This window comes from Coleofasciculus sp. A1-SPW-01 (genome assembly GCF_040217205.1).
GTDB lineage: Bacteria > Cyanobacteriota > Cyanobacteriia > Cyanobacteriales > Coleofasciculaceae > Coleofasciculus > Coleofasciculus chthonoplastes_A.
Genome location: NZ_JAVJNP010000158.1, coordinates 1 through 5,325 on the forward strand (window position 1 = coordinate 1; position 5,325 = coordinate 5,325).

The 5,325-nt window shown below is 47.0% G+C and carries 7 protein-coding genes and 1 tRNA gene; all 8 read right to left on the reverse strand.

Annotation, left to right across the window (positions count from 1 at the left end):
* Positions 1-114: 114 nt before the first annotated feature.
* On the reverse strand, positions 115-381 hold the full coding sequence (locus RH949_RS23750) for a hypothetical protein (RefSeq protein ID WP_446356606.1): 267 nt from the start codon (positions 379-381) through the stop codon (positions 115-117).
* 174 nt (positions 382-555) lie between these two features.
* Positions 556-678 carry a hypothetical protein gene (locus RH949_RS23755; RefSeq protein WP_446356608.1) on the reverse strand — a complete coding sequence of 41 codons (123 nt, stop codon included), beginning with the start codon at positions 676-678 and terminating at the stop codon, positions 556-558.
* A 106-nt stretch (positions 679-784) separates the two neighbouring features.
* A tRNA-Met gene (locus tag RH949_RS23760) sits at positions 785-861 on the reverse strand.
* Between the two features lie 110 nt (positions 862-971).
* Positions 972-1,928, reverse strand: a complete 957-nt coding sequence (locus tag RH949_RS23765; RefSeq protein ID WP_446356610.1) for an asparaginase — start codon at positions 1,926-1,928, stop codon at positions 972-974.
* A gap of 133 nt (positions 1,929-2,061) precedes the next feature.
* Positions 2,062-2,562 (reverse strand): CGLD27 family protein, encoded by a 501-nt coding sequence (locus RH949_RS23770; protein WP_006100659.1) that lies wholly within the window; start codon positions 2,560-2,562, stop codon positions 2,062-2,064.
* Between the two features lie 14 nt (positions 2,563-2,576).
* On the reverse strand, positions 2,577-3,014 hold the full coding sequence (gene rsfS / locus RH949_RS23775; RefSeq protein WP_446356613.1) for a ribosome silencing factor: 438 nt from the start codon (positions 3,012-3,014) through the stop codon (positions 2,577-2,579).
* 59 nt (positions 3,015-3,073) lie between these two features.
* Positions 3,074-3,661, reverse strand: a complete 588-nt coding sequence (gene yqeK / locus RH949_RS23780; RefSeq protein WP_006100414.1) for a bis(5'-nucleosyl)-tetraphosphatase (symmetrical) YqeK — start codon at positions 3,659-3,661, stop codon at positions 3,074-3,076.
* A 64-nt stretch (positions 3,662-3,725) separates the two neighbouring features.
* The gene (locus RH949_RS23785; RefSeq protein ID WP_006100405.1) at positions 3,726-5,054 is read right to left on the reverse strand and encodes a glycosyltransferase family 4 protein; all 1,329 of its coding nucleotides are present in this window, start codon (positions 5,052-5,054) and stop codon (positions 3,726-3,728) included.
* Positions 5,055-5,325: the final 271 nt, after the last annotated feature.

Below are 5,325 nucleotides of genomic sequence, written 5' to 3' on the forward strand. Positions count from 1 at the left end.
ACACCTCCATTTTGAGTCAGGGCGGGTTTTGTTGAAACGTTACCACAAATATCAAAATTAAACGCCTAAACCCGCCCCTACAAATACCTAGACTCCCACGCGATCGCACCTTCTCTATTCCCAGCGTGCGATCGCCCTCTCTCTCCCGGTTAACGCCAATCCCTGATCAAAAGCGCGATCGCCTAAAACACACCTCCATTTTGAGTCAGAGCGGGTGCGAGTTGAAACGTTATCACACAAATCAAAATTAAGCGGCTCGCGCCCGCCCCTACAAATACCTGGACTCCCACGCGATCGCACTTTCTCTATTCCCAGCGTGCGATCGCGAAGCGAGTAGAGCCTACAGCAGATCGCGCCTCTCTCTTTCCCCAGATACACCATCTCACCAGGAATAGAAGCGATTCCCCACCAAAGTGCGATGGAAACCTATCCAGGAAAGCATATAACCGCTCAAAAAACACTTTCTGACACCGGGAATTGAATAAAGGGCGACCCGATCAAATTAAGCGGACACCGTTGTTAATTAATGCGGTGCGGGTCACCCCTACACCCGAATTAAAGGTGATAGTCTCCCAGGTGCGATCGCGTTTGGGATATGGGTGAGGATTGCGATCGCGTCTTCCCTTTCCCCAGATAGCCCCGATAATTGCGATCGCCTGAAACACGGTAGGATAGCACCGACGTGCGCCCTGATCTAGCTGTGAACTTAGGATCTATAAACCGCCCAATATATATACAATACAACCCTGTAAACGATTTAGTTTACAGGGCTTACCTTTATATTTGGTGGCGGGAGGCGGATTTGAACCACCGACCTTCGGGTTATGAGCCCGACGAGCTACCAGACTGCTCTATCCCGCGTCGCTTTAAACAGCATAACACCTATTTCCTAAATGTGGCAACTCCAAGCAAAAAAACCAAGGAACCAAAGCGCAAACAAAGGACAAAGGACATAAGACCAATGACCCAATTCAAAAGCTCATCGAGAGTTCGCCAATCACCTCTAAACGCTTGAACTCACCGAAATGCATAAAGTTTTCCGCCAAACTTTCCGCCACGGCGGGACTAATCCAACCCATTTGCTTCAAAAGCTGAATCGCTACCGCATATTTAGCGCGTTTGGCTCCATCCATGACTTTAATTGTCATACCCAGTCCTTCACCCACACGACCGATACATTGAACCCCTTCTGATCCAGCTTTACTTACCAGTTCGCCTTGGGTCAATCGCATTAATTCTGTATCAAATGCCCCTTCTCCTGCCACTAAGGTAGGATGATGGGTCATTGCCCGAACAATTCGCTCCATTGCCAAATTGTCACCAGAAGCAAGTTGAGCAAAGAGGGTGGCGATTTGAGCGAGTTGCAAAAAATACGTCGGTGCCCCACAGTCATCGTGTGCCAAAATCAACTCTTCTGGTGGCATCCGCATCAATTCCGCGACTTTGCTCAAAACGAGTCGTTGAACGGGATGATTGTACTGTAAATAACTATCAATAGACCAATTGCGTTGGCGACAGACAGCAAGCATACCTGCATGTTTGCCAGAGCAGTTGTATTCTAAGGCACTTTGCTTGCCCGGAGGAATCGGACATTGCAAGGCTGATGGGTCAACATCGCAGCGCCAAAGAATCTTAAAAACCTGGCGAACCTGTTCCAGATGACCTTGGTGGGAACTACAAATAATTGCCAAATCTCGGTCGTTAAGATTATATCGTTCCAGGGTTCCCGTTGTGGTAACTGCCAGAGCCTGAAACGGTTTGAGTGCCGAACGAATAAAGGTTGATGTTTCTGAATTGCCCGCTACGGATAGGACACGCCCTCGCTCGTCACAGAGGACAGCTTGAGCGTGGTGGATGGATTCGGCTATGCCTTCCCGGAGTAAACGGACTTCGATCGCTGGTGCTTGATTACGTTTTACCCTTGTCATTCGTTATTCGTCATTGGTCATTGGTCATTGGTCATTTGTAAGAGTTTAGGGAATATTGGCAGAAATTAATAGTGTTGGGTTTATTTCCACCAACCAACTTAATCATTTTGAGGAAAAACCAAACCATAAATTATCAAGAAAGATTCCATAGCAAGCTGCCACTGATGATAAGAATAGCGATAATGCCCAATGTTCGTTGCAGGCGTTGCAGAATGGGCTGAACTTGATAGGAGACGATCAGGCGATCGCGACTCAGGACTTCTGGCGGCTTCGTCCAGGTTTGACCATCATACCAGCCGGACTCTTCATAGCCGATGGTTTCCTGAGATAAGCGATCGCACACGTAAGACCAACCTAAGTACAGTCGCAGTAACACCAATATCAAAAACACGCCAGCACCTGCGCCACCCGCCAAAATAAACTGTACCAGATGCTGGTGCGGCGCAAAACTCGCGGCGGCGACTGGACCCGCTATTAACCAGCTTAAGCCCCAAACCCAAGCCAGCTTGAGTCCATAATTTCTCAATTCTAGCTTCGCCCAACGGAAAAACCAAGAGTCTTTTAATTGTTGGTACTCATGAATCGGTTGTTGTTCTGTCGGTACGGGACAGAAAGAAACGGACGATTCCCTCATAATATTTGTTCAGCTTAGGATTGTCGCGAATTGAATTCAACATGTTCGGCGTGACCCCAAAATGCTTCTAGATTATAGAACTCCCGTTCATGAGGCAGCATAATGTGAACAATAACTTCACCGTAATCCTGAAGCAGCCAGCTTCCATCAGCTTGTCCTTCGGTTCGTAGAGGACGCCGTTGCCAAGTCGTTTCCACTTGATCTTCAATCGACTGAGAAATCGCCCTCACCTGTACCCGCGAAAAGCCTGTTACAATCACAAAATAATCAGCAATATAGGAAACATCTGCCACGCGGAGGATGACGATATTTTCGCCTTTGCGATCATCGGCAGCTTGGGCAATAGTTAATGCCAGATCGGGTCTAGCTTTTTGGTCTTGGTTTTCATTGACAAATAAGGTAGATGAGCGTTGAAATTGGTCATTTGTCTTATGTCCTTTGTCCTTTGTCATTTGTTAGAGTTTGATAATTTTTTATAAAACGTAACATTTTTCGGTTTATATCCATTGACCTACTGAGTCAATTCTGGTTTTTGGCTAAAGCGTTGCACCGCCCAGTTCCGAGTTAAGATCATGCGGGGGTGAATCAGGCGACGAGTATTGAGCAGGTGTTTGACACAGTAGTCACAGGTTAGCCAAACGGCTTTGTGCAGATCGATGTGAGCAATTTTCCGCAAATTCTCCAACTCCGGTGTATCACCACGACCTGGTTCTAGACTATCGGCTAAAAACACAACGCAGCTCATCTCACTCATTCCTGGATTTCCTAACGTGTGCAGCGCGATCGCATTGAGTACAGCGTCCTCTTGGATAGCGAACTGCTCTTTAGCCACGATAGCACTGACATCAGCATGTAACAGATGGGGAGTCGCCGCACAGATTGGATCTATATCGATACCTGCCTCCTTAGCCATTCGCAAGAGTCGCTCTGGCTTAAAGTATTTAGCCAGATCATGCATCAATCCGGCTTGAGCGGCTTGTTCCACATTTAAATGATAATGTCGAGCTAATTCCATAGACATCTGCTCAACCCTCAGGATGTGCTGCATCCGGGCTGTCGGAACATTATCGTCTAGCCAGGTTAAAACCTGATCCCGCATTCGGTCACCCAACTCCTCAAGGCTAAGATTGACTCTATACTATAGGTATTGAATCCATTTTATCTCAACGCTTCTGAAGGGAAGCAAAGAGTTGTTCATAGCGATCAAGCGCTCGGTCAAACGCATAATTTTCTTCGGCATACTTTCTGCCTTTGTCACCCAAAGCTTTGACTTTTTCCGGATGGAGATAGAGATCCAAAATTTCGGCGGCTAAATTTTTGGGATCTTCGGGTTTGACAATAATACCACCGCTACTTCTTTGAATGGCACTGGCGGCTGTCCCTTCGGCTGGCACCGAGGCGATGATGGCACGACCGCTTGCCATCAAAACCGGAATTTTTGAGGGCATATTAAAGTCAATAACATTGTGCTTTTGCAAGACCAAGCCCACATCGGCGGCGGCTAACATTTCCGGGAGTTTTTCGCGAGGTTGAAACGGTAGCAGGAGTACGTTAGTGGCTTTACAGGTTTGTTTGTATAGCTGTAATTGTTGCAAGGCTTTAGCTTCTGCTTTCACCTGCGATCGCGCTTTCTTTTGGATCTCAATTTGCCATTCTACCAGAGCCCTCGCTTCTTCTTGCTGCAATCGTTCTAAAGCTTTTTCTTCTCCCACAATAACAATGACAATTTCGGGAATGTGACGCAGGCGAATCGAAGCCTGGATAACGGTTTCTATGCCTTGACTTAGCGCTATATTCCCGGAGTACATGACCACAAACTTGCCGTTGAGTCCATGCTCTTGACGGAATGAATTTGGTTCTTTCGGTAAAGGTTTGATGAAATCAACATTCACCCAATTGGGAATCAGCTCAATTTTACTTTCACTGACGCCCTTCTTCCGCAAGTTTTTAATAAACCCATCCGCAATAACACTAATTTTGGTCGCTGTTCGGTAGGCAAATTTTTCCAAAATGGAAAAGATGCGAATCAGCTTGGGATTGGTCAGAATTTCCAGGTGTACAGCGGCATCGGGTAAAATATCCTGAAGATTGAGAACCACTGGAACCCGGTGTAGCCATCCTAGGAGTGCGGCGGGTACGGCAACGGGTAGTGGTGGTGCTGTCAAGAAAATGATGTCGGGGCGCTTACCCTTTAGAGCATGGACAAAACTCGTCGCCACAAAGCTAACTTCCAATAATAATCGATCGATTAAACTGGGTTCAGGGCGAATCCAGACATAGCTGCGCTGAATCGCTACACCGTTGATAACTTCTGTGCAGTATAATTTGCCTTGGTAGTCTTTATAGACTTCTTTTTGAGGATACCAAGGCATCCCCGTAACCACCCGAACCTGATGTCCTCGTTTCACTAACCCCTCAGCGAGTTCGGTCATCAGTGGGGCAATGCCAATGGGTTCGGGAAAATAGTTGTAGGAATAAATCAGAATTCTCATAAATTTTAGGAAAGCAAGTAGAACTTACCCAGTTGGGGCTAATTTTTTCGCCAAACTAGCCGAGTGCCTATCAATCAGGATGTCTAGGCTTATGTTCAAGGACATTGCACGGCTCAATTGCTAAGGAAACACCATCGTTTTACCTCGTGGGACTCCGACCTCAACGAAGTAGGTCGGAGGGGGATAGAGGTCAAACCACGCCCTTCGACTTCGCTCAGGGCAAGGTTTGACAACCCAACTGTTGATACCAGTCCGGTATTTCGTTGCAACA